This is a genomic window from Lysinibacillus sp. G01H (assembly GCF_028872195.1).
In the GTDB taxonomy this organism is placed as follows: Bacteria; Bacillota; Bacilli; order Bacillales_A; family Planococcaceae; genus Lysinibacillus; species Lysinibacillus capsici.
Genome location: NZ_CP118397.1, coordinates 2,337,037 through 2,356,602, shown reverse-complemented (window position 1 = coordinate 2,356,602; position 19,566 = coordinate 2,337,037). Strand labels below are relative to the sequence as shown.

The following is a 19,566-nucleotide window of genomic DNA, read 5'->3' as shown; positions in this document are numbered from 1 at the left end:
TCGAGATTTTTTCGAATATGCTTTTTATAGTAGTGCAAATAATATCTAAACTTCTTATTTTCTCTTTCTATAGGATAAATATTCTATAAATCTCTTTGCTGCAAGTGACAGCGATTTTTGCTCTCTCATCGCAATCCCAATAGTTCGAAATGCAGGTACTTCAAGCTCTTTCGCAATAATTTGGTAAGGAATGCGTTCTAAAATCAGTTCAGGTAATATACTGATTCCTAACCCGTTTTCCACTATTGACATAATGGCATAGTCGTCCCATGTTGTAAAAGAAATGTGCGGCGAGATATTGTGCTTGTCAAAAATTTCGGAGATTTCAGCTTTTGCGCCTTTTTCTAAAAGCATGAATGGACTGGTCAATAGTTCACTTATAGGAAATTTATCGCAATCAGCAAGAGGGTGATCCTGATGAATGATGACCAACAAACGGTCTTGCTCTACAAAGATTGTTTCCATTTCAGCTTTTGTTGGCAGTCGTAAAAATCCAAAGTCGACCCTACCTTCGATAATCCAGCTTTCGATTTCGGTGTAATCTCCTAATAGTAACTCGAAATCAATCCCTGGATAATCCTGCTTAAAGTATTTGATCATATAAGGTAGCCAATGGGTTGCTACACTAGAAAATGTACCAATTCGAATGATTCCAGATTGGATATCATGTAAGTCATCGATCTACATCATTAACATTTCATGTTCATTGCATATACGTTGTAATTGGGGCAGTAACTTTAAGCCATCAGATGTTAAACTGATTCCGGCACGACCTCTTTCAAAAAGGGATATTCCCCATTCTGGACTGATTGTTGTTTTTTTAAACTCTCCATTATTCTTTCTAGTTTGATAAGATGCTTGTGCTCCTTGATGAGTTTTCTCCGAAACATTGATTGCGATTATACGATTTAGCTAAGAGAGCTTAAGAACTTCAATATATCGATACATACCCTTTAACATAACAGATTCATCTCTTATAATTTTGAGCCTATGATCATTTTGGTTAAACAACTCCTCAAAACTTCGACCAATATCTGTTCCTAACATACTTATAAATGGCCTTACCAATTTTTTTGATAGCGTTAGTTTTTGATTTTTAGGAGCAAATTTATCAAAGATAAGAATTCTACCATCCTTCTTTAAAACTCGTATCATCTCTTCAAAGCATTTATTTTCATTAGGAACCACAGAAAGAATTAAACTAGCTACAATATAGTCAAATGATTCATCTGCAAAAGACATTTTTTGAGCATCCATTTCTAAAAAATTGATAGAAGAGTGCTCGAATTTATGTTTAGCTTTCGCTAGCATATCAGGAGAATAATCAATAGCTGTTATATCATAATCAACATAGTTGATTAATTCTAAATCAGCACCAGTACCAATACCTACATAGAGGATTTTTTGCTTACGCTGAAAAGGTACTTCTTGAAAAATCCTCTTTCTAGTCTTTAAAAAAGCACCTGTGTTAAAAAGTTTATCGTAAAAGGAAGAGCCAATTTTATAGATAATTTTGTTCCACGTATTATTCAATGCAACATCCAACCTTTCTACAGAGGGTATGAGCTTCTAAAATCCTGTGCACCCTCCGAAAATAGGAGTGACCTACATCCATCCACCAATAATTATAATAAATAAGTATGTATACTATCCTTTATCGGGGTTTGTTAGCCCTAGAGCCATTACTCCAGCTAAGATTTGCCCTGTACAAGTGTCCAGCCAGTTGCGAAACCTGTCCCAAATTTAAACTGATATTCCTTTTCAGAAAGTAAAAAATCTAACTTGAGGATGCCTACGTTTATTAGCTGAAGAGAGACCCATATTTTTAAAAATTTTTGACAGACATATTAGGTAGTGCTAGTATGTTTGACACACATATTAGTGATATCGAATATGATCATATCAAAACATATTAGCTAAGTCTAATATGAATTGGAGGAGATTTTGTGACAGAAAAAAATATTGATTTAAAAATCAAACTAATTCATGGATTTTCAAATAAGGTAAGACTACAAATTTTAGGGTGTATCAAAGAGAAAGAGAAGACAGTATCTCAAATCGTCGAGGAATTAAAGGGGAATCAGTCTAATATCTCTCAACACTTAGCCTGTTTAAAAGGTTGTGGCATTATTGTTGGTCGTAATGAAGGAAAATATTGCTACTATAGTTTGAGAAATGAGCGTATTCGTGAACTTCTTGAAATGATTGATACGGTTTTAGTAGATGTTCATGCTGATGTCGCGTGCTGTGTAAACCATGTAGATTAAAGGGAAGTTAAATATAGGCAAGGTTTGTAGTACTGAGTAAGATGGGAAGTACACTTACAAATCGGGTTAGTGGTCGTAAAGGTTTGATCAAGGTTAATCCAAAGTAGAAAACTACCTGATGTAGTGTAATGTTAATTTGAATAGAAATTAAAAAAGGGTTACTGAGGTAATGTAACCCTTTTTGAGGGAGGTCGTGACGGTCAACCAACGCCACAACCGTATAAGTGCGTGCGATACACTCAATATTAATTTGTGCAAGCAAAGGCTAATTATACATAAAAAAAAGCAGCGTCGTCACACGCTACAGTGATTTAATGAACATGAATAGGAAGAATTATAAAAAATTTTTCAAATGGACGGATAAACATGTTATGTGATTCATAAAGAGTTTAACAAAGATTATGAATGGAATCAGGCTATAAAATAAATGTTCGAGACAGAAGAAGACTTATGTCCAAAATGGTGGATGGGAAGATATCAATCTACTTACTAATTTCATATTCTGGCATTTTCATACTTTATAATTATTATTTTAGTAATATTTTATGTTTACTTAATATGTGAGCTAATAATAATAAGTGTTATACCTGTAAATAAGCAAATGATTCTCGTCACAGGTATTTTATCTGCTAGTCCAAATAAGGCAATTGCTGTCGTTACGATTAAAACGGTTGGCCCAACCAAAGCAAGCATTGTATTAATATAAAATGCTTTTTCTAGATTATTTAACTTTAGCATCAACAATCCAGCACTTACTTCAATACTCCCAGACAATACACGTAAAATAACCATAGCAAGAACCGACTTTTCAATAATTGTCATCATCCTATCTTTATAGAAAATTTAATATAATTCCATCATGAATGGAATAATAGATGTTTGTTTTAATGAAATACTAAAATCAATATATGTCTGATTCGTATCTAATATTCTTATTAGATAATGCTTTATATGTAGTGATTTTCTAGTTAAAAGTTCAAAGAATTAAAATCAGTTTTATAAATCCATTTTCTGTTTTTAATAGGAAATAGTATGGGAAAAATAGTTCTTTCAATGGTACTTAAAAAAGATGCAGGTTTTACAAATATCTTAATTAATTGAGGGGATTTGCTAGTAGCCTTGGAGCTAGATTAAAATATGGAGCAAAACAAGCACTCAAAAAACTATTAGTAAGTTGAGGATTCCAGTAGCCCTAGGTGAAAAAAGATATCCCTTCTTCAACTAAAGGAGCTTTACTTCAATAAGGAGTGGAAGGAAACTTATCATCACTATATTGAAAGAATGTCAGAAATAAAGTCTGCAGTAAACGAACTGATATTAATTAAGAAACAGTCCCTTCAAATTTGAAAGGAGCTCATTAGGTAGGGGGGCATTGTTTTATTTTACAAGTTTAATGTGGAGCTTTTGTTTGAAGTAGCTTTAACCCCATACAAATAAATATCATTCCCGTTATTTTATTCAGAAGCATACCTAATTTTTGGTTTCCTCTTAGTTTTTTAGTAACGTACGAGGAGAAATAAGCAACAAATAAACACTATAGGAGTTCAGTTGCTGTAAATGTAAGCCCTAATATTAAAAAAGGAGCAGGATCTGATGCTTTTACATCTATAAACTGCGGAAGAAAAGCAATAATAAATAACGAGACTTTTGGATTCGTTAAAACTGGTTAAAAGACCTTGTATATAAATTTTTCTTAAGTTTAATTTACTAGATGACGTTTCAAAACCTATGTTTGATTTATCAAATACCATTTTAATTCCTAGATAAACGAGATAAATTACATCAATAATCTTAAGCCAAAAGAAACAAATAACGTATGAACCAAGGAGCCAGTAATAATACCGAATACAGAATAAACACCAGCTCTTTTACCTTGTGAAATACTTCTATCAACAATATACATGGTATCAGCACCTCCATCTGTTTTTGGGGTGCCCTTATCGATATTAAAGTAATTGAAAGAGAATTTAATCTGCCACAATAAATAAGAGCATGTTTTGAACAATCTTTTCAAAACATGCTCTTTAGATTTGCTCTCATATCAAGGTTGATATCATTAATTTAATCCAACATGATTATAATGCTAGTCTATTCTTATGAAATAGTAAGAGAGAAGAATAGATGGTTAGACAAGAGTCATTCACCTTCAAAAAATCGCGTCTATAATTCAGACATCAATGAATTATAAAAGGAGCAATCAATAGAATTTATGGAAAGGTTGATCAAATAATTAACAAATCCAACACCCACCTGTTCTCAGCACTTACAATCGCAATTGTTACAAGTCGGTAACGGATATTTTGGAGTTATTTTTAAAAATTGAACCTTTCTTGAATTGATAATCGTCTAATAGAAGAATTTGGGAGCAGGTTGAGAAGGAGGGAAGTAGATTGGGTAGTGAAGAAAATGATTTCATACTAGAAAAATTGATGATTGATTATGGTAATGAGTTGGTACGATTAGCGTTTTCATATGTGAAAGATGCAGAGATTGCGAAGGACATGGTTCAAAATACGTTTATCAAATGTTACAAAAACCTTGATTCATTTCGCTTTGACGCACAAATTAAAACATGGCTTTATCGTATTACCATTAACGAATGTAAGGACTATTTGAAAAGTTGGAATTACAAAATGGTACACGTAAAAAGTTTTATTAATGAAACGGCGAAGTCAATATTACCTTCAACAGAAAAAACAGTACTTGATAAATACAATAATGAAGAAATTAAAGATACGATTTTTTCTCTACCAAAAGTATATCGGGAAGTGGTTTATCTATACTACTACGATTCATTGACGACTGATGAAATTGCCAATGTTTTAGATGTTTCGGTAAATACAGTGAAAACTCGATTAAGAAGAGCAAAACAACGATTAGAGTCGATGATAAAGGAGGCAGAAGTTAATGAATGAGAAACGTTCAAAAACTAACTTTTCTAATAAGTTAAATCAAGAACTACAATTTACGAAAGAAGATCGTCAAAAAGTATTTGAACAAATCAAGAAAATAGACAGGGATTCTCATATGCAAAAAAAGTCACCTATTTTCCTACAAAAATTTGCACCAGTAACAATTTCTATATTAATAATAGGTCTATGTTTATTTTTATTTTTGCCATCATTATTCCCTGGAAATCTGACTAAAGAATCTAATATACGTACTACAAGTAACCAAGTGGTTGAAGAAGAGAAGGTTTCAACTACATTAATTACGGTGAAATCAAAAGAGATGGACAATAGAATTTATCTAAATCTATTACTTACTTATAATAAAGATAAAAAGATGATGAAAGTTGTATCATTCCCTGCTGAGACATATGCACCAGTATCGACTAATAATGATGGGACACCTTTGTACGATAAATTATTGTTTGCATATAAATTTGGGGGCGCTGATAATGTAAAAACGACTGTTTCAAAATTAGTAGCTTTACCAATTGATTATTATTCAGTAATTGATGTGGAAACTATTTCAACGCTCATTGATTCTGTAAATGGATTAGAATACGATTTGTCAGAAGATATTCGAGTGAGAGCAATCACACAAGTAGCATTTGAATTTGAAAAAGGATTACAGAGTTTTAGCGGTGAAGAAGTTATCGCATTGTTAATGGCAGCCACAGAAGGTGTAAATCTAAATGAAGAAAATCTCGTAAATCTATTGCAAGCTATAATTAATAAAATGGAAGTTGAAATGTCACCAGTACAATTAAAAAAAATGTTTACTCAAATGGAAACGAATACATCACTTGATTCATTGTTAGAAAATCAGCTAGAAATTCAGTCAATAAAATTGGTTTCTTTAAGCAACGGAATGCAAACGGATTCAATAACATTAAGTGAGACTGAGGGTAAATTTTATTATAAATTTGAAAAAGATTTTTTAAATACTATATCAGATAATTTAACGACCTTTAACTAAGTATAATATACAAACACATACAAAATAACGTTCCCAAATCAAAGTTTGGAAACACTTGAAAAAGCCATGAGCGTGAACTGCACTCCCATTGTTAGACACAATTTAATAATGGGGGTGCAGTTCATTTTCGTGGCTTTTTCTATAAATTTTATTTATACAGCTTATTATGCAAGAAGCGAAAACACTAGATACACTAATATTTAGACGTTTATGGCTTGCCGTTCGATGTATATTTCTTAGTGTTGTCAATCCGCATTTCCCTTGCAGCACTCCGTCAATAGAAAAAATTAAACTTATTCTGAGAGGAAATAAAGAATTGATCGTTATAGTAGTAAGGAGGTGAATCAGATGGAGATAGATGAAGTGATTGCACGAGTAAAGAACGGAGAAGATCATTGCTTTGCATATATTATCAAACATTATGAACAGAAAGTATTTACCACTGTTATACGAATTGTTCGTAATCGTACAGTTGCAGAAGATATCGTTCAGGATATTTTTATTAAGGTGTACTATAACCTACATAAGTATGAAAAAAAAGGGTCGTTTAATGCATGGCTTTATCGGATTGTTGTCAATAAGTGTTTTGATTATTTAAGAAAATATAAGCAGCAAGCAAGATCAATAGATATGGATATAGCAGACGGTCGTTATCCAGAAAAAATTCTATTATTACGTGAGAAAAATGAGCAATTAGAACAACTCCTACAGCAGCTAGATGAAACCGAGTATTTCGTGTTGTTGCTAAAATTTGTGAACGGGCTTCGCTACGATGAAATTAGTGAAGTGCTTCAAATTTCTATGAACGAAGTACGTAACAAACTGCACCGTAGTAAAAGAAAATTAAGATCAATCGGAACTACAAAGGGAGGTTATTTTTATGAAATGTGATTCGTTACTGATAGAAGATTATGTGGAAGGCTTTTTAGAAGCTAATGAGTTGGAGAAACTTGAAGCCCATTTGCAAACCTGTAAAAGTTGTCAAAATGAATACCAGCAATTAAGAAATGAGCAGCAAACTTTATTTGCACAGCTTAATACTCCAATTATTAAACATAGTAGTCAAGCGGATCTAATTATGCAGCTTATTCAAACAAATACTAAGCGTAAGAAAGTGTGGCATAGTTTGAAAATTAGTGTAATTAGTGCTGCAGTTCTGGTCTTAAGTTTCGGACTTTATTATTGGAATCGAATGCCCAGTGAAGTTGCACAGCCAATTGATGAACCAGCGGAATTAATCGAACCTAACAGTGGTGACCAGGAGGTACTTAAAACAAGTGAACAAAACCAAAACCCTAGCTTAGATGCACCGTTTTTGGATGTTTCAATCGAGCAAGTGGTTAATGATGGAGAAAACATGGATATTGAATTTCGTGTAAAATTCAATGATGAAAATCAGCGTTATTATGAAAATTTATACAGTCAAATGCTAACTCGTTATGAATATGATGAATTTCTAAATCCACCAATTGATAAAATGGAAGATTTCTTTTTCGGTGAAGTTCGGACAAATGTCCATTTTGCCCTTAAAAATGATGCGGGTGAATTGATTGCAGGGCATAGATTAAAAGAAAAACCGTTAATCAATAGTTCTTCTAGTGGGAGGGGAACTAATGTATTAGGTGAAATGATTTATTCGGTTTCTGTCCCAAGCTATACTAAGTCAACTGTATTAGAAGTGTTTGCTATGGAAAAAATTGTGCACAATTTAAATGAGACGCAAGTAAATCCGCAACAGCCGCAACCATTTCAATTTGAAAACGCAGAATATACAGTAGATTCAATGGAAATTGAAAATAATTCATTGCACATTCAAATTTCTACGGAAGGTGAACCAAAGATAAGGCCGATGGGATGGAATATTGTAATCGATAATCGCTTAGTTGTTGCTGATAGAAATTCTAGTAAATTTGATGAAAAACGTACTAATAATCGTACCATTTATAGAGCACAATTTAACGATTTACAAAATATACCGCACACTTTCAAAATAGTGCCTTCTACTGTGAAAATAACAGAAGAGATTGATCCGATACGGTTGAAATTAAATTAGTGGTAAAAAACTTTACAGTGAGAGCCTTTTAATGAGAAGAAAAAATCTGTATAAAATATGATATAAGACTTTTTTAATTGTAAGTTAAAAAACGAACTTCAATCTGGCGCGATTTTGTAATCAGGATTAGCGCTCGATCTCATTATAGAGCCATTTACTTGAGTAACATATTTAATCAAAATTGTTATGGAGCAAAGAAATTGTGAAAATTTCCACTTAAACTAAAGGAGCAGGTTAGTTTTATTAGGTGTTTGTTTTATCATTAAACAATAAAGATAGATGATCAAAGAAAAGAAGTAAGACAATTTAATATTGGTTTCGATGAACCGCAGCGTAAGATATGAAAAAGTCATTCCCTCCATAAGCGGAGAGAATGACTTTCCTTCATAAATCGCAAAACTGCTGATTATAGTTTTGTCCAACGTTCCTCTAACCAGTTCATAAATTGTTCACCTTTGTCGCCTTCATACGCGTCAAAGACATCTAAACGCATACGTTTTAGTTTATCCGCAAAGTCTGCCACTGTATGGTCCTTCGGCAAGCTCTTTTTAACACGCAGGAAAATTTTTTCTGTTCCTTTAATAATATCAAAACGTGCAGGTGATGGCTTCTCTACGTCCTCGCCAAACGCCGCAAGTGCTTCATAGGCTGCTAATTGCACCTTGTTGACAGTATCATGCTGCATACGATTTTTTAATAAATCTATGATTTTGTCATGTTGATAAGCTGATAACTTTTCGACTGCGTCTAAACGCTCTCGCCAGCTAGACGTATAATTGGCCTGTTTTTTTAATGTTTCATACTGCTCTGGTAATGCTGTTTCAAATTGTTTCAAGTAATTGCACCTCTTTTTTTAACTAGAGGAAAAATGAATTCTTCTTCTGTTTCTCTTATTATACGTTGTTTTGGTGAAAATAGCGAAGAATCGAAGGGAAGGATATATATAGAATATGGCAACTAACTACATTGAGGTGAAACGTATCAAAATTATGTACTATTCTTTATTAGATTTGCCATTCTTCTTAAACTAACTCCAATCGGGCGCTTTTCTGATATAAGGAAAGCGTCCTTCTTCATGAAATGCCATTTAATTGAATAACACTTCTAAATTAAAAATGGGATTTTATGTTAATCTTGATGTGAGTTTGTAAAACAATGTGCTTAAGCCAAAGGGGCAGTTTAGTTAGTATTTATTTATTTTTTACATATACTGTATAATTTGGAGTTGGAATATTTAAGTTTGAGTATTTCTAAAGAATTACTTTGGGAGGGGAGTATTTGTTATATTTAGCTTTATTTATTGGTGTCATTTCAATTGTAATTACGGATAAGCTTACTCGAGCTTTTAAATTATCAAGCATTTGGGTGGTGCTTGGTCAAATCAGTGCGTCACTTGTAATCATAATGGTCGGAAACCTCGAGGTTAATCAAATTAGTCTAGGTAATAACTTTGAAATAGGGTATTTGACGGTTCCATTTACTTTATTACTTCTTGTAAGTTTTACAAATGTAATGAATGTAGAAAAAGTGCAAAATTCTTCTATATTGCTGTTGCCATTCGTTTCTTAGATAAAGCAAAACTGGTTGAATTAAGAAGTTATCCAGACGGAACTTTAAATTCAGTTCAGGATATTTTAACTTATAATGCGAAGCAATTAGAAATTGTAAAATAAAAGTGAAGTTTAAGTACGTAAGTAACCTTAATACTTGAGTATGGTATTACTAGTCACATCTAAACAGGTGTGGCTGTTTAGTTTTTAATAAAACAGTAGAGCAACAATTAAAGTAATACCTATAATAGGGGAAAAATATGATGAAAAGACAATTTGATCAGAGTGATTTATATAGTGAATCTACTTAGAGTGCATTACAATTTATATTTTATTTTATCTATGAGCAGAAGTTTTATCTCATAGTTTAAGCTAAACAATTTCAATCAAATGGTGATATATTGTTTTAATAACAAAGCAATCCCGTTTATCCAATAGAAAAACGGGATTGAGGATTACGTTATATAGAAACATGATTAATACAATTAATTTTATTCAGAGGTAGATTCAATTCCTTCTTCTGTTCGTGGATGTTCGTCAAGATATGGAGATAAATAGGCTTCCCTTAATTCATGTCGCATCCATCCCATAATTCCTATAACAAAAGTGAATACAATTATAGATCCTAGAAAAGCACTTGTAGAATCTTTATAACCTGCTGCATATAGTAGCATACAAAGAATGACAGTCAATACAATAGAAATGATGAGTAAAGATGTTAACAATAAATCCTCGCCTAAATAAAGCATACGAATATCCGTATCAAATGAAAATAATAATAAGAAACCAGCTACCAACTGTACAATTGTAATCCAAAAGCCTACTTTTGCACCAAGAAGTTTTAATGATTGCTCATGTTCCTCTAATCTCTTCTGCTTTCGCTTCTGAAAAGTAAAATAGACAAACATATAAAATCCACCTGTTGCTAAACTTGCTAGCATGAAATGAAGGTAACGTTGCCAAATTTGAGGATAATAAAATAAGCTTTCAAAAAAACCATTTGCTTCTCCCCAACGATCAGGATATAACATAGAAGTTACATTGACAATAAAAATAAGGGGTACAAAGAATAAAATCAACATTGCCAATAAACCAATACTAATATGAAGTAATTTTTTGGTTTGATATTTATCCCAAGTGAACTTGTAAATGTATAACAGAAGAAATGCAGTAATCAATAGGATTAATAAACTCATCCAAGCCTTTCCTATTAAAATAGTTGAAGAATAAAAATATTGTGTATACAAGACACTCACAATTAGTAATGGGCCAACTCCTAGAACGACTGCAATACTCTTATGTATTGAAGCATGAAATGAACAAATTTGCGCCATTTTATCAAATAAACTATTTTTTTTGATCATACTCGTAATTTCTAATCCAACTGCTCCTGCAGTCAATGAGATTGTAAAATTCACGAAAATGATATGAAAAATAAATGTCGCAACGATAAGAATTTCTAGTAACCCAATAGGTGCAGGTATTGGTAAAGGGTTATCTGAAGAAATTAAAGCAAAACTTAAATACTTCATTTTGTAGACACCTCTTTTTCTTCTTCAAGTACTGTTAAAATATAAGTAGCTAAAGCTTCTATTTCTTTTTCAGTTCCCATAAATGGAGGCATTGCTACTTGTGCATAATGCATATTCGGAACAAAGGACATAATGGCTTCCTTATCCCAACCTTCCATTCTACTAGACAAGGCTCTTGTATCTCTCCATCCATCTATTGTATGACAGGTAATACATTGACCAACGAATACATCTCTACCCGCTTCCACCATATTGTTGTCATTTACTTCTTTTTCTTTTGCCCATGTAGCATTAGCCAGAAAACCTTCTTTTTTTAGTTTTTCTTCATTTTTTGCTAACATCCCATTCGCATACATATAGTTATAGATAATATAGGGTTTTCTTACAGTTTCCCTTACTACTTCAAATTCCCCAATAAAACCGATGGATGAGAACATCACTGCTATTGATAGAATCCACGGGACTGTTTTTGGACTTTTTACAAGCCATACTAAGAAAATAATAAGTATACTAAATCCTAAGATATTTAAACTTTTGAAGATGACCTCGGACATCCCTGTAGACCAGACAATCATATTATAAGTTTCAGTTGGAATGGCCCATAAATACCATAACCCTGTGATAAAAGTCATAGGTAAAGAGATAGCACCCCAGAATGCAAATACACGAAAAACTTCTGTACGTAAAGCCTTATCTTTAATACGCCAACGGATAAAAAATGATACTAAAGATATTGCCAACATGATTGCTAAAAACATGCGGAATCCAAGTGAAGGGAAGTAGGTTGGATTGAGAAATGCATTCCAAAATGAAAAAGTTTCAATCCAACGCCCTGGTGTTAATTTTGCAGCTAAGACACCCGTAATGATCACCATTGTTACCCATGAAGCAACACTTAGTGCTACGCCCAGCATGATATGTTTACGTTTACGTTCGCCTTCTTTCCATTTATCCCAAGTATAATAGTAAATAATAAGTATAATTACTTCTGAGATAAACGCTCCCCATTCAACCACCCATGCCCAGAAAAAAATACGCAATAAAGAAGAAATTGAATCTGGTTGTATAACTGTGGTTGAAAACCAAATTCCTACTCCGGTCATCGCTCCTATAGTTGTAGTAATGATTAAAACCCACTTCAACATTGTTTTTGCTACTTGATCTAATTTCTCATTCTTCTTTTTCATCGCTCGATATTCAGTCGATACAACTAAAACAGAAGTACCTATCGCGACGCCATGGCTAATTATCACATGAATAATTGCAATAAGAGCAATCACAGTGCCATTACCAAACCATGTATAATCCACGGATGGAAAATTCATATTACCCTCTTCCTTTCATTTTTTAATCAAATGCAATGCAATCATACAAAATAGTTTTGAAAATCGAATGAGTAATATGTGAAATTGAAAGGAACTATATTTCATTGTTTTGTCAAAATAGTTTAAGTAACAAGAATTTCTTTATACTGGGTTCTCTTTATTAGCCCTTTTTTTATAGCAGTCCCATAGGTTATACTAATGAAATTCTATTTTTTGTTGCTTAAAGTTCATTTGAATTTCTCAATTGTTTTTTATAATGGTCATGTTAATAGGAACAATATAGTTAAAAAATGAAGCTTTTTTACAAATAGGAGGAAGGATATGAGTATATGGAGTAAGCAAGCTAGTCCACCATTATATATATATGGAACTGAGGCTAATCGATTTATTACCTCAGCAGTTCAATATTTTCCTAAACAAGCCAAAATTGCTGCCTATGAAGAGAAAGAGGGAGCGAACGCGGTTTTTTTAGCGAAGCTTGGACACCAGATAACAGTTTATGATTCAACTTCATCTGGTCTAGCAAAGGTGCAGTTATTAGCAAGAATGAATGGTGTATCAATCATTACAATAAGAGCAGATTTAATAGAGTATGAGCTACCTCAAGAAACTTATGATGGCGCAATTATGGTATTTGGTCATTTTCAGCACAAATTCCAATTAGTGATATTGGAAAAAATAATGAACTCTATTAAATTAAATGGTGTTTTTATGTTTGAGGTCTATGAATATGCGCAGCTTTTATACAATACAGGAGGACCAAACGAAATGGCTTATTTATATAATGCTGAAGATATATTAAGGTGGGCTAGGCGTTATAAGCTAAAACATTACTTCACAGGGGAAGTAGAACAATATGAAGTTTCTTTCCAAACAAATACTCGCCGTGTCATACAAGTTATTGTAGAAAAATAAGACATTTATTTTACAATTCAAAATACATTTTTTTAAGATCTCAAAGAAATAATAAGGTGGTGGTAGGAGCGAATCTTCACGTAATCCATTTTAACTATTCAAAAAGAATATAATTGTCACTTTAATTTCTAATTTTTTTCACAACTTTTTAGTAAAGTGTATATGTCTAGTAAAATAATTACTTTGGAGGTAAAGGTATGAAGAAAATTTTTCTAGTTGTTCCATTTATGCTAGCTCTTTATGCATGTAATGAGGATAGTACAACAGAAACGAACAAAGACGCTAAACAGGAGCCCAAACATGAAGAGGTTGTTTCAGAGCAACCGAAGAATGAAGTTACATATTTAGCATCCACTGCTGAGTGGGAAATAGATGATCGTCTACAAGAGCCAGCAGAGGATACTGTTTGTGAAATGTGTAATATGAAAGTATATACAAAGGACCATGACCTAGGCGTTTTTTCTGCGCAATCTGTTAAACCTGATGGATCGATTGCATTTTATGACGACATTGGCTGTTTATTAAATGCGGAGTTGGTTCAAAATCAAACGAATGAAAAATTTGTGAGAGATTATATAACATTAAATTGGATAGATGTTGAGGAAGCTACAGCTGTTAAAACTGATATGAAATCCCCTATGAACTGGGGGTATATATTCTTTGCCTTTGAAGAAGATGCAAAAGCTTATATTTCAGAAAATCCAACCGCAAAAGTTGAAGAATTAGACGTAATTAAACAAGCAGCAAAAGAACGTCGTGAAAAAATGATGCAAGAAAAAGGGGACCATGAACAACATAGTGAGGACCAGCATGGAACTGAAGAAACACATAGTCACTAATATGAAAAAGGGCAGTTTACTTGCCCTTTTTTTCTGCATAGTTGGATTTTCAACACCTGCATATGCTCAGAGCGTACAACAGCAGATTGATAGTCTCTCATCGGGTGAGATTTTAGAGCTAGAACCAGGACTATATTCAGAAAATTTATTAATAAAAGAACCTATTAAAATAAACGGAAACAAAGGTGTTAAATTCACTGGGAAAATAGAAATTAAAGCTGATGATGTAGAGATTAGTGGCATTCAATTTCTTGGAGAGCAAGGCATTGTTGCAAAAAAAGTTAAAAACATAAAAATCACCCAAAATTCTTTTCAAACAAAAAGGTTTCCTATTTACTTCGATGGTGTAGAAAATAGTGAAATTGCTGAAGTAGACGTTATTGGTAAATCTGGTCATTATTCAGAAAAAAGCCATGGTATTTCTCTTTATAACTCTAAAGGTATTCATATTAAAAATAGTACTATTACACAAACACAAGATGGGATTTACTTAGAGAATAGCAGACAAGTTACAATCGAAAAAAACACGATTACGTATGGACGTTACGGGACTCATATCATGTATGGTAGCGATATGAAATTGCTTCATAATAACTACTCCGATCATATAACAGGGGTAATGTCCATGATGGCAAATAATGTAGATATAGAAGAGAACACAATTAAACATCAAAATGCTTTAAATAGTTCTGGCATTACACTTTATCAAACTTCAAAAGTAAATGTGGTCCATAATATCATTCGTGAAAATTCTATAGCAGTTCAATTACAGCAGGCAGATACGGTAGATATGTCCAGTAATATATTTGCTAGTAATTTATTAGTATTTAAAAATATTCAGCCAAAAGATGTCCTTGTTACAAACAATCAACTTTATGGAAATGTGCTCGTTGCTTCAAGTGGTTCCCAAGGCATAACACTTAGAGCGAATGTTTATGATGATTACGAAGGGGAAGACTTCGATGAGGATGGCTATGGCGATAGTGTTTACATTGCAACGTCTACTTTCGGCAAATGGGTATTAAAAAACGAATATTATCAATATTTTATTGGGAGTACAGCCACAGGATTATTAGAAAAGATGGATAACAAAATATCAGAACCAAATGCTCTAATGGATGCGCAACCCATTGTTCGTGAGGGTCAGCCTTGGCAATTATCCTTTTCAGGAAAACATTTTAGCATTGGCGTTGCTTTACTGATTGTACTAGTTTTTAGTTGGAGGAAATTGAAATGAAAAAGATCATTTTATTAGTAGTAATAGGACTTTTTTTGATGGGTTGTTCGGAGAAGACAATAGAACCTCGGGATATTGATCCTGAGACGGATATTTGTATTGTGTGTAACATGGGTATCACGCATCCTGATTATGCAGGGCAAGTAATTTTCAAAAATAATGATTATCTAGTATTTGATGATTTAGGTTGTTTAATTGAATATTTAAAAAGTCCAGAGCAAGAAGTAGCCGCAGCTTATATCAAATCAAATGATAAGCAAGAATGGATAGATGTGAAGACGGCTGCTTATTTATATAACGAGGATTATTGGACACCCATGAATTATGGTGTACTTGCCTTTGCGTCAATTGGGGACGCAGCAATTTATGAGCAAGAAAATGGTGCTGGTAAGCCACTTGGATACGAAGAATTAGTAACGTCATTTAATTGGGGTGTGCATGAACATTGATTAAATCGGAAATAAAGCAGCTTTTCCGGAGTAAGTGGATTTACATGTTGCTTGGTATTTTTATTGTATTATTTGTTGCTATTTTGATGTTGCAACAATTAAACACGGATGCAGGTGGCTTCGATCGCTTTCAAGCCTCTCTCTTAAATTTATTACTTTTTTTGTTTCCTTTATTTATTTTGACAATAGGGGCAATGAGTATAGCTGCTGATATAGAATCAGGATGGTATCAATTAATTCGATCATATCCCGTTAGTATCGCACATTATTTATGGGCAAAATATGTCGCATTAGTATCCATTTTTTTATTCGCTTTAGCAACTACAGAAGCAGTTATTTTAATTGTAGGAGCTTTCTTTGGTGGCGTTCATATAGATAGTCAGTTTATTGTATTAACGGCCGTTATTATTGTTGTTTTTAGTGCTATTAGTGTAATGATCGGCACTTTCTCCGTACATCGGTTACAAGCATTAGGTTTTAGTCTAGGGCTATGGGCAGTTTTTACATTACTAAGTAATTATGTAGTAATGGCAATTGGAACCATTATTCCAAAACACGTCTATGAAAAAATAATCTATACACATGTCCATATTAATATTATTGAGTGGCTCCGATATGTCTATTTAATTCAAATAGAACAAACAGGCATCTTAGGGAAGTCGTTTTATTATTTAACACAGTTTTATGAAACTAGTCTAGGAATTGTTTTGATAATAGGTATCACAATAGTATGGTGGTTTATTCCACTTTGTCTTGCTTTTTTAAAGTTGAAACGTAAGGAGAGCTATAGATGATAGAGCTACAAGAGGTTGTGATTACATATCGTAAAGGACAACAAATTGGTCCAGTTACCTATCAACTTACAAGTGGGAAAATTGTAGCATTAGTGGGAGAGAACGGTGCTGGAAAAAGTACGCTAATGAAACTGATTATGGGACAATTACCATTAGATAAAGGGACTATAACAGGCATTCCTCAAGGCCGAGTTCGATATATGCCTGATGATCTAAACTTTCCAACTACATTAAAAGTGAAAGAAATTATTGAGCTTTTAGGTAAGTTAAAGGGTATTACTAGTAGGAGTCAAGATGATATTTTACAGTTAGTTGATCTATTCGAGCATAAAAATAGTTTTGTTAGTGAGCTTTCAAAAGGAATGAGACAACGTTTAAACTTTGCCCAAAGCCTGTTAGGCGAATGTGATGTGTATATTTTAGATGAACCTACCAATGGTCTAGATCCATATTGGATCAACAGAGTGAAATCAATTTTAAAGGAGGAAAGAGATAAAGGTCAATTGATCTTGTACTCTACTCACTTACTATCAACAGTAGAGGAAATTGCAGATGAAGTAATTTTCATTCATAAAGGTAAAATTCTTGCTTCTGGTAATATTTCAAGTTTAAAAAGACAATATGCTGAAGAATCTTTAGAATCCCTATGGTTGAAATTGTATTTAGGGGAGGATTTGTCATGAAAAATTGGCTTTCAGCATGTGTTATTTTAATTTTAATTGGTATTGTCTTTATTAACTATTTACCTTCAGATAAAGCAGAAACTTCTAAAGAGATTATAGATAGCACAGTTAAATCAACAGATATAAAACTTTCAGATAGAGCAGTGCGAAATTTTGAATTGCCAAATCTCAGAGGCGAACGAAAAACATTATACAATTATCTAGGTAAACCGGTTGTCCTTGTATTTTGGGCTACCTGGTGTGGACCTTGTAATGAGGAAATGCCACGATTGCAAAATTATTATGACACAAAAAAAGATGTACAGATTGTCACAGTCAATGCAACTGATACTGAAGCAAGTATAGAAACGGTAACTAAATATGCTACTAAAAAGGGATGGGATTTACCTATTTTATTGGATGAAACTGGGGATATCCGAAAGCGATTCGGTGGTTTTACAATACCAACTACAATATTTCTAAGCGCCAATGGAGAGATTGTTCATGAAGTTTATGGACCTATTGATGAGCAATATATAGACAATATTATTAGTGAACTATAATACGATAAAAACAGGTGCTAATTGTGTTTTAGCACCTGTTTCTTAATAGTAATTACTTCTTCAAATAGCTGTTTTTTTCTTTTTTGTAATCAAAATAAACAGTTCAATTATAACAACTAAAATAAGAGAAATACCGAAGAGTGGCATAATAATGCCTAGCAAAATCATGAAAATACAAAATGGAATAGATATTTCTTTTGGCATAGGTGGTGCAGAAATCATCCCTTTTTGTCTACGTAATAACCATGTTTTAAAGCCAAGATAAATTAAATATAAAAACGCAAGACAAATCAATAGATTGATTATTTTATTTGGCCAACCAAATAGATGCCCTTCATGAAGTGGGATACCCCATGTAAACCATTTTCCTAAAATACCATATTCATCGTATCCGACTGATGAGATAAGTGAGCCAGTGTATTGGTCAAAATAATTAGTTATTTCTTCATTTGGATTTACATCCAGTCCTGTTATACCTGTGTTTGACCCCTTAGCAACAGTAAAAACGCCTTCTTCCGAACTAGGTAAAATAATAGAGTATGGTTTAGAAATATTTTCACTGTCCACATGCTTCATCAAATCGCCGACTGACATCGCATATTCATTTGAATAATCAACAACACCATGAGCTCCTCCATGACCTGCATGACCTGAATGGTCTTGGGTAGTAGAAGTTGGCGTTTCATTTTTGCGAGTAGCCCATGGAATTTCATTAATATCAGATGTTGGTGGATTTTGTTGCAATTCTGGAATCCCAATGGACGGATTTTGTTGTGCTGCTGTATAAATAAAATTCCCCATAAATGCTGACCATGGCAATCCTGTGAAAATAATTGCAATCATAGGTATGGTAATAATCACACCGAGGATACTGTGCCATCTACGTGACCGAATACGAGATGTTTCTGTTTGCACTTTCTTCCATACTTTCTTTCTAAAGGTCATGTATAAACCTGAGAGTAATAAGAAGATAGCCCAGCATGCAGCTAGCTCCACTAAGTAGTTTACGAATGTCCCACCTATAAATAGAGAGCTATGGAGATTTCGCATAATATTCGAAAATGTGTAATTTGCATCCTGACTATCGACTACCTGATAATTATCATCTAAAAAGACATACTTTTGTTCGCCTTCACTGTTGGTCAGTGTTAAGCGGGTATTATAAGGTTCGTCTAAAACTATTACTTTACTAACTTTATAGTCACTAAATTTTGCTTTTGCCTGTTCAATTCCTTCATCAATTGTAATATTTGTTGTTTCTTTACTATCACCAAAGAAAGCATCAGAATAGAGCTTGTTCTCTACATCTGTGTAGAATAAGTAGCCTATTCCACTGATTGTTAAAGTAAGCAAGAGGGGAGTAATAAATAATCCAGCAAAAAAATGCCATCGCCAAAATCGATTGTATAAGTTCTTCATAAAGCCTCCTAAAAATAGATAATTTCACTTACATGAA

The 19,566-nt window shown here is 33.1% G+C and carries 19 protein-coding genes and 2 pseudogenes; 13 read left to right on the top strand and 8 right to left on the bottom strand.

The genetic code is table 11. From position 1 onward, the window contains the following. Window positions 1-54 precede the first annotated feature (54 nt). Together PSR12_RS11930 and PSR12_RS11925 are read right to left on the bottom strand one after the other, a co-directional pair. A pseudogene (locus PSR12_RS11930) lies at window positions 55-810 on the bottom strand (LysR substrate-binding domain-containing protein); the annotation flags it as partial. A gap of 102 nt (window positions 811-912) precedes the next feature. After that, the gene (locus tag PSR12_RS11925) at window positions 913-1,533 is read right to left on the bottom strand and encodes a class I SAM-dependent methyltransferase (protein ID WP_274769000.1); all 621 of its coding nucleotides are present in this window, start codon (window positions 1,531-1,533) and stop codon (window positions 913-915) included. Window positions 1,534-1,946: 413 nt separating this feature from the next. Between PSR12_RS11925 and PSR12_RS11920 the strand changes: the two genes are divergently transcribed. After that, a complete protein-coding gene (locus PSR12_RS11920) occupies window positions 1,947-2,267 on the top strand; it encodes an ArsR/SmtB family transcription factor (RefSeq protein ID WP_221683311.1) in 321 nt (106 codons plus the stop codon). Between the two features lie 549 nt (window positions 2,268-2,816). Here PSR12_RS11920 and PSR12_RS11915 read toward each other — a convergent pair. Next, window positions 2,817-3,092, bottom strand: coding sequence for a YqhV family protein (locus tag PSR12_RS11915; RefSeq protein WP_009371666.1), 276 nt, complete (start codon window positions 3,090-3,092; stop codon window positions 2,817-2,819). A 565-nt stretch (window positions 3,093-3,657) separates the two neighbouring features. Further along, window positions 3,658-4,182: pseudogene (locus tag PSR12_RS11910) on the bottom strand (LysE family translocator); the annotation flags it as partial. A 475-nt stretch (window positions 4,183-4,657) separates the two neighbouring features. Here PSR12_RS11910 and PSR12_RS11905 point away from each other — a divergent pair. The 4 genes from PSR12_RS11905 (at window position 4,658) to PSR12_RS11890 (ending at window position 8,244) form a co-directional block, all read left to right on the top strand. Further along, window positions 4,658-5,182, top strand: a complete 525-nt coding sequence (locus PSR12_RS11905) for a sigma-70 family RNA polymerase sigma factor (RefSeq protein ID WP_221683310.1) — start codon at window positions 4,658-4,660, stop codon at window positions 5,180-5,182. Then, a complete protein-coding gene (locus tag PSR12_RS11900; RefSeq protein ID WP_221683309.1) occupies window positions 5,175-6,191 on the top strand; it encodes an LCP family protein in 1,017 nt (338 codons plus the stop codon). The genes PSR12_RS11905 and PSR12_RS11900 overlap by 8 nt, the downstream gene beginning before the upstream one ends. Window positions 6,192-6,539: 348 nt before the next feature. Beyond that, complete coding sequence (locus PSR12_RS11895; RefSeq protein ID WP_202342226.1) at window positions 6,540-7,082, top strand: RNA polymerase sigma factor; 543 nt, start codon at window positions 6,540-6,542, stop codon at window positions 7,080-7,082. Further along, window positions 7,072-8,244, top strand: a complete 1,173-nt coding sequence (locus PSR12_RS11890) for an anti-sigma factor (RefSeq protein WP_221683308.1) — start codon at window positions 7,072-7,074, stop codon at window positions 8,242-8,244. The genes PSR12_RS11895 and PSR12_RS11890 overlap by 11 nt, the downstream gene beginning before the upstream one ends. 406 nt (window positions 8,245-8,650) lie before the next feature. Here PSR12_RS11890 and PSR12_RS11885 read toward each other — a convergent pair whose 3' ends face one another. Then, window positions 8,651-9,079: a HEAT repeat domain-containing protein gene (locus tag PSR12_RS11885; protein ID WP_004230391.1), complete on the bottom strand. Its 429-nt coding sequence runs from the start codon at window positions 9,077-9,079 to the stop codon at window positions 8,651-8,653. 443 nt (window positions 9,080-9,522) lie between these two features. Here PSR12_RS11885 and PSR12_RS11880 point away from each other — a divergent pair, with 443 nt between their 5' ends. Beyond that, a complete protein-coding gene (locus tag PSR12_RS11880; protein ID WP_274768991.1) occupies window positions 9,523-9,813 on the top strand; it encodes an MraY family glycosyltransferase in 291 nt (96 codons plus the stop codon). Between the two features lie 472 nt (window positions 9,814-10,285). Here PSR12_RS11880 and PSR12_RS11875 read toward each other — a convergent pair whose 3' ends face one another. Both PSR12_RS11875 and PSR12_RS11870 read right to left on the bottom strand, forming a co-directional pair. Further along, window positions 10,286-11,326 carry a cytochrome ubiquinol oxidase subunit I gene (locus PSR12_RS11875; protein ID WP_221683306.1) on the bottom strand — a complete coding sequence of 347 codons (1,041 nt, stop codon included), beginning with the start codon at window positions 11,324-11,326 and terminating at the stop codon, window positions 10,286-10,288. Beyond that, a complete protein-coding gene (locus PSR12_RS11870; protein WP_274768990.1) occupies window positions 11,323-12,651 on the bottom strand; it encodes a c-type cytochrome in 1,329 nt (442 codons plus the stop codon). Before PSR12_RS11870 ends, PSR12_RS11875 begins: the two co-directional genes overlap by 4 nt. Window positions 12,652-12,972: 321 nt before the next feature. On the opposite strand from PSR12_RS11870, the gene PSR12_RS11865 reads away from it, so the two are divergent. The 7 genes from PSR12_RS11865 (at window position 12,973) to PSR12_RS11835 (ending at window position 18,110) form a co-directional block, all read left to right on the top strand. Next, window positions 12,973-13,566 (top strand): class I SAM-dependent methyltransferase, encoded by a 594-nt coding sequence (locus PSR12_RS11865; RefSeq protein WP_274768988.1) that lies wholly within the window; start codon window positions 12,973-12,975, stop codon window positions 13,564-13,566. Window positions 13,567-13,763: 197 nt separating this feature from the next. After that, a complete protein-coding gene (locus PSR12_RS11860) occupies window positions 13,764-14,405 on the top strand; it encodes a nitrous oxide reductase accessory protein NosL (RefSeq protein ID WP_221683303.1) in 642 nt (213 codons plus the stop codon). Next, window positions 14,377-15,642, top strand: coding sequence for a right-handed parallel beta-helix repeat-containing protein (locus PSR12_RS11855; protein WP_205443616.1), 1,266 nt, complete (start codon window positions 14,377-14,379; stop codon window positions 15,640-15,642). The genes PSR12_RS11860 and PSR12_RS11855 overlap by 29 nt, the downstream gene beginning before the upstream one ends. Then, complete coding sequence (locus tag PSR12_RS11850) at window positions 15,639-16,091, top strand: nitrous oxide reductase accessory protein NosL (protein ID WP_004230382.1); 453 nt, start codon at window positions 15,639-15,641, stop codon at window positions 16,089-16,091. Before PSR12_RS11855 ends, PSR12_RS11850 begins: the two co-directional genes overlap by 4 nt. A 44-nt stretch (window positions 16,092-16,135) precedes the next feature. Continuing rightward, window positions 16,136-16,885: an ABC transporter permease gene (locus PSR12_RS11845; protein WP_274773397.1), complete on the top strand. Its 750-nt coding sequence runs from the start codon at window positions 16,136-16,138 to the stop codon at window positions 16,883-16,885. Next, window positions 16,882-17,568, top strand: a complete 687-nt coding sequence (locus tag PSR12_RS11840; RefSeq protein ID WP_221683302.1) for an ABC transporter ATP-binding protein — start codon at window positions 16,882-16,884, stop codon at window positions 17,566-17,568. The genes PSR12_RS11845 and PSR12_RS11840 overlap by 4 nt, the downstream gene beginning before the upstream one ends. Next, complete coding sequence (locus PSR12_RS11835; RefSeq protein ID WP_221683301.1) at window positions 17,565-18,110, top strand: TlpA family protein disulfide reductase; 546 nt, start codon at window positions 17,565-17,567, stop codon at window positions 18,108-18,110. Before PSR12_RS11840 ends, PSR12_RS11835 begins: the two co-directional genes overlap by 4 nt. 60 nt (window positions 18,111-18,170) lie before the next feature. Here PSR12_RS11835 and PSR12_RS11830 read toward each other — a convergent pair whose 3' ends face one another. Further along, entirely contained in the window at window positions 18,171-19,529 is a 1,359-nt protein-coding gene (locus tag PSR12_RS11830) for a PepSY-associated TM helix domain-containing protein (RefSeq protein ID WP_274773394.1), read from the bottom strand. Window positions 19,530-19,566: the final 37 nt, after the last annotated feature.

Bases quoted from the DNA above. Each gene is read 5' to 3' on its own strand.
- PSR12_RS11865 (WP_274768988.1), top strand. From the start codon at position 12,973: ATGAGTATATGGAGTAAGCAAGCTAGTCCACCATTATATATATATGGA.
- PSR12_RS11875 (WP_221683306.1), bottom strand. From the start codon at position 11,326: ATGAAGTATTTAAGTTTTGCTTTAATTTCTTCAGATAACCCTTTACCA.
- PSR12_RS11860 (WP_221683303.1), top strand. From the start codon at position 13,764: ATGAAGAAAATTTTTCTAGTTGTTCCATTTATGCTAGCTCTTTATGCA.
- PSR12_RS11845 (WP_274773397.1), top strand. From the start codon at position 16,136: ATGTTGCTTGGTATTTTTATTGTATTATTTGTTGCTATTTTGATGTTG.
- PSR12_RS11890 (WP_221683308.1), top strand. From the start codon at position 7,072: ATGAAATGTGATTCGTTACTGATAGAAGATTATGTGGAAGGCTTTTTA.
- PSR12_RS11855 (WP_205443616.1), top strand. From the start codon at position 14,377: ATGGAACTGAAGAAACACATAGTCACTAATATGAAAAAGGGCAGTTTA.
- PSR12_RS11850 (WP_004230382.1), top strand. From the start codon at position 15,639: ATGAAAAAGATCATTTTATTAGTAGTAATAGGACTTTTTTTGATGGGT.
- PSR12_RS11870 (WP_274768990.1), bottom strand. From the start codon at position 12,651: ATGAATTTTCCATCCGTGGATTATACATGGTTTGGTAATGGCACTGTG.
- PSR12_RS11895 (WP_202342226.1), top strand. From the start codon at position 6,540: ATGGAGATAGATGAAGTGATTGCACGAGTAAAGAACGGAGAAGATCAT.
- PSR12_RS11915 (WP_009371666.1), bottom strand. From the start codon at position 3,092: ATGATGACAATTATTGAAAAGTCGGTTCTTGCTATGGTTATTTTACGT.
- PSR12_RS11830 (WP_274773394.1), bottom strand. From the start codon at position 19,529: ATGAAGAACTTATACAATCGATTTTGGCGATGGCATTTTTTTGCTGGA.
- PSR12_RS11835 (WP_221683301.1), top strand. From the start codon at position 17,565: ATGAAAAATTGGCTTTCAGCATGTGTTATTTTAATTTTAATTGGTATT.
- PSR12_RS11900 (WP_221683309.1), top strand. From the start codon at position 5,175: ATGAATGAGAAACGTTCAAAAACTAACTTTTCTAATAAGTTAAATCAA.
- PSR12_RS11840 (WP_221683302.1), top strand. From the start codon at position 16,882: ATGATAGAGCTACAAGAGGTTGTGATTACATATCGTAAAGGACAACAA.